General features: G+C 71.6%; 4 protein-coding genes. 2 read left to right on the forward strand and 2 right to left on the reverse strand.

What is annotated here, in order from left to right:
* The first annotated feature begins 159 nt into the window (after nucleotides 1-159).
* Nucleotides 160-1,167 carry a hypothetical protein gene (locus R1101_RS0118465; RefSeq protein ID WP_016934829.1) on the forward strand — a complete coding sequence of 336 codons (1,008 nt, stop codon included), beginning with the start codon at nucleotides 160-162 and terminating at the stop codon, nucleotides 1,165-1,167.
* A gap of 58 nt (nucleotides 1,168-1,225) precedes the next feature.
* On the opposite strand, the gene R1101_RS0118470 is transcribed toward R1101_RS0118465, so the two are convergent.
* Complete coding sequence (locus tag R1101_RS0118470) at nucleotides 1,226-2,185, reverse strand: glycerate kinase (RefSeq protein ID WP_016934830.1); 960 nt, start codon at nucleotides 2,183-2,185, stop codon at nucleotides 1,226-1,228.
* On the reverse strand, nucleotides 2,182-3,087 hold the full coding sequence (locus tag R1101_RS0118475) for a hydroxymethylglutaryl-CoA lyase (RefSeq protein ID WP_016934831.1): 906 nt from the start codon (nucleotides 3,085-3,087) through the stop codon (nucleotides 2,182-2,184). Before R1101_RS0118475 ends, R1101_RS0118470 begins: the two co-directional genes overlap by 4 nt.
* Nucleotides 3,088-3,296: 209 nt before the next feature.
* Here R1101_RS0118475 and R1101_RS0118480 point away from each other — a divergent pair, with 209 nt between their 5' ends.
* Complete coding sequence (locus R1101_RS0118480; protein ID WP_016934832.1) at nucleotides 3,297-3,494, forward strand: hypothetical protein; 198 nt, start codon at nucleotides 3,297-3,299, stop codon at nucleotides 3,492-3,494.
* Nucleotides 3,495-3,636: the final 142 nt, after the last annotated feature.

Below are 3,636 nucleotides of genomic sequence, written 5' to 3' on the forward strand. Positions count from 1 at the left end.
CGACGGCTCGTACATCACCTTCGGAAGTTACCTCGCCGCGACCGTGGGACTCACCGTCGGTTGTTACCGGAAGTAGGCACCGGCGTCGGTTAGGCTCGTCCGAGCGACGGCCGCTCGGGTCGTCGTGATTCGTGTCGGCAGCCGTGGAGGGACGAACAGATGCGCCCGATGCTCGGCATCTCCGTCGACGACGGTGAAGTATGTGCGGTCCTCGTCGACGCCGACGTGCCCAGTCTCGGTCCGTTCGACTCCCAGCGGGGTTTCGGCGCACCCGGGGACACCCCGGCCGAGGCCGCCGCCGCTGCGGCCTCCGCCATGGCCGAACGCGCGTCGGCAGCGTCACTGACCCTGGTCGCCGCCGCGGTCGTCACGGGTCCCGAGAACGACGAGGACGCCGACCCGGTCACCGAGGCCGTCCGGGCCGTGCTCGGCGTCGACGTCGACACGGTCCTGCTCGACGACGCACGATTGGCGTTCCTCGCCGGTGCGCCCGAGCTGGCGGATCTGCCCGTCCTGGCCCTGCACACCCGCACCTACGGCGTCGAATCGGCATCGATGGTCGATGTCCCCTCGAGCGCGGTGCTGTCCACGGTCAGCCCCGACGGCGACGAGTTCGGTCCTTACACACAGTCTTTGCCCGAGGCCATGGACGAAGCGGTCGCCCGCGCCGGAATCTCTCCCCACGCCGTGGTCTTTCTCGATCTGCGTCCCGGCGACGCCCGTCCGGCCCGGGAACTCGCCACGGTTCTCGGTGTCCCCTTCGTGACTCCCCACGGGGTGCCCTGGCACCGCGCAACCGGCGCGGCGCTGGTCGCAGCGGCCCGCCGTGCCCCGACGGTCGTCGCCACGCCCCCGAGTCGTCGTCGCGGCACCGTCCTGCTGGCCACGCTCGTCGCGCTCGTCGCCCTGCTGGGTGGGGGACTGGCGGTCGCGGTGAGCAGCGGTGTGCAAGCCGAGCGCTCCGCCCCCGGACTGCAGACCGCGGTCGCACCACCGCCGTCGCCGGTGCCGTCGCCCGATCGGGCACCCGTCGCCGACCCGTGTTTCGAGGCACGACCGGCCTCGTGGCCGGCCCGCGCCTCCGATCCGGCCGTCGACCCGACGCCGTCGCCCGAGGCGACGCCCACCGAAAACCCGTGCGGCAGCGCACAGCCCACTGCGCCATGATCCCTCGCAGGTCGCTCGTGTACGCCGCTCAGGGGCGCACTGTGCTCCGATGCGCCGCTCAGGGGCGCAGTGCGCGACCCGCGCGTGTGAGCGCCGCGGCATCGGACGCCACGACGACATTCTCGAACCGGGCACGGTAGTCGCCGAGATCGTCGCCGACGGAACCGACCACCGCGACCGCCGGCACCTCGCCGCAGCGCGCGAGGATCGCCGAGACGATCTTGCCCGCTCGCGACTGGCCGTCGAGCCGTCCTTCGCCGACGACCACGAGATCGGCGGTGCGTACGGCGGCGTCGAAACCCACTGCGTCGAGCACGAAGTCGGCGCCGGAGCGTAGTTCGGCACCGAACCGCGACCACATGCCGCCGGAGAAGCCACCGGCCGCACCCGTGCCGTCCACTTCCCGCGGGTCGCGCGGGAGAGTCGACGCCGTCTCCTCGAGGCGGCGTGTGAGCAGCGCGACGGCGGCGGGATCGGCGCCCTTCTGCGGCCCGAATATCCGTGCCGCATCGGTGTAGCGGGTCGTGACGTCGGAGAGCACGGTCACGCGTGCGTCGCCGAGTCCACCCCGCTCGTCGATGGCGGCGATCGCGCCCATACCGCCGTCGGTCGTCGCCGATCCACCGGCGGCGACGACGAGATGCCGTGCTCCACGCCGGACGGCGTCCGCCATGACCATGCCGGTGCCGTAGGTATCGGCGGTGACGGCGTCGCGCGGACCGTCGTGCGGGGTGGTGATGCCGCTCGCCGTGGCGAGCTCGACGACCGCTGTTCCGTCCGGCGACATCCCCAGCAGCCCGCGGCACGGTGCGCGCCACGGGTTCACGGTCTCGACCTCGATCCGGGCGAGGCCGAGTGGTTCGACGAGCGCGTCGAGTGTGCCCTCACCGCCGTCCGCGACGGGCATCCGGATCGCGGTGTGCCCGGCGCTCTCGACGCCGGACGCGATCGCATCGGCGACCTCGACGGCGGTGTAGGTGCCCTTGAAACTGTCGGGGACGATCAGGATGCGGGTCACCGCAGCACCCAGGCGAAGGCCTCGGCCTCGGAGCGGGCGCCCTGCCGCGCACGCGACCGGTTCGGTTCGTCCAGTTCGGCGACGATGTCCTCACCGAGGCGGACCAGGGCGCCGAAGATCTCCGGGTCCAGCCACGAGGGTCGCGTCGCGAACAGCAGGTCCTCGCTCGCGGTGTTGCCGCTCGCACCCGGCGCGAACGGGCATCCTCCGAGGCCGGCGAGCGCACCGTCGACGACGGTCGCGCCCGCCTCGATCGCGGCGAGGCTGTCGGCGACACCCAGACCCCAGGTGTCGTGACCGTGGTAGACGATCCGCCGGTCGGGGGATTCGGCGGCCAGTCGCGCGATCAGCGACGACACCTGTCCGGGCACGGCCTGGCCCAGTGTGTCGGCGACGACGATGTCGACGGCCCCGTCGGTGCGCGGGTCGCACGCTATCTCGACGACCCGGTCGGGATCGACCGGACCGTCGAACGGGCACGTGAACGAGGTGGCCAGGCACAATTGGATGCTCCCGCCGGCGGCGTGGGCACGCTCGATCGCCGCGGGCATCGCGGCGAGGCTGTCCTCGGTGTCGCGGCCGATGTTGGCGCGGTTGTGGGCGTCCGATACCGAGAAGCAGTACTGGAACCGGCGGGCCCCGGCCGCGATCGCCTTCTCGACGTGGCGCGGTGTGGCGACCCAGATCCAGCAGCGGTCGAGTTCCTCCTCGGTCAGCGCCGCGACGAGGTCGAGGGTGTTCGCCATCGGGGGCACGAGGTCGGCACGGGCCAGGGATCCGATCTCGAGTTCGGGGACTCCGGCCGCGAGCAGCGCCCGCACGATCTCCACCTTGCGTTCGGTGGGCAGCAGCTTGCCGGTCAGCTGGAGTCCGTCGCGCAGGGTCACGTCGCGCAGGATCACGTCCGTGCGTGCTCGGTCACTCGTCGGTCCCGCCACTGATCCGCCTCCCGTCGTGTTCCTGCCCGGCCCCGCCGTCGCGAACCGCCCCAGTATGCCCCGGTCACCGTGCGGGCACGATTCGTCGACACACCGGAAGGCTTTCGCGAAGTCTGTGACAGATGACACTATCCTCACCGTTCTGATGGTGATTTGCCGGAAGGTGCGCGGACATGGCTTCGGTCCTGGGAAAAGTGTTGCTCTGGATCGCTCTGGTGGGGGGACTGGCCGGGGCGGTGATCGCCGTCTGGGCGCTCCACGTCAACGGATTGGTGGCCTCCCTCATCGTGGCTTCGGTGACGGGACTCGTCCTGCTGCGCCTCCGCCCGGAGGCGCGCGACGACTCGGCCTCCGATATCGCTGTCACCTGACCGCCTCCGGCGCTGCCGTCACTCGACGGCCTCCAACGCTGCCGTCACTCGACGGCCTCCAACGCTGCCGTCACTCGACGGCCTCCGACACTGCCGTCACCTGACGGGGAACGGTGCGGTCGGACGGTAGGGTGAGAACGGC

This window comes from Rhodococcus sp. R1101 (assembly GCF_000278445.1).
Lineage (GTDB): Bacteria > Actinomycetota > Actinomycetes > Mycobacteriales > Mycobacteriaceae > Rhodococcus > Rhodococcus gordoniae.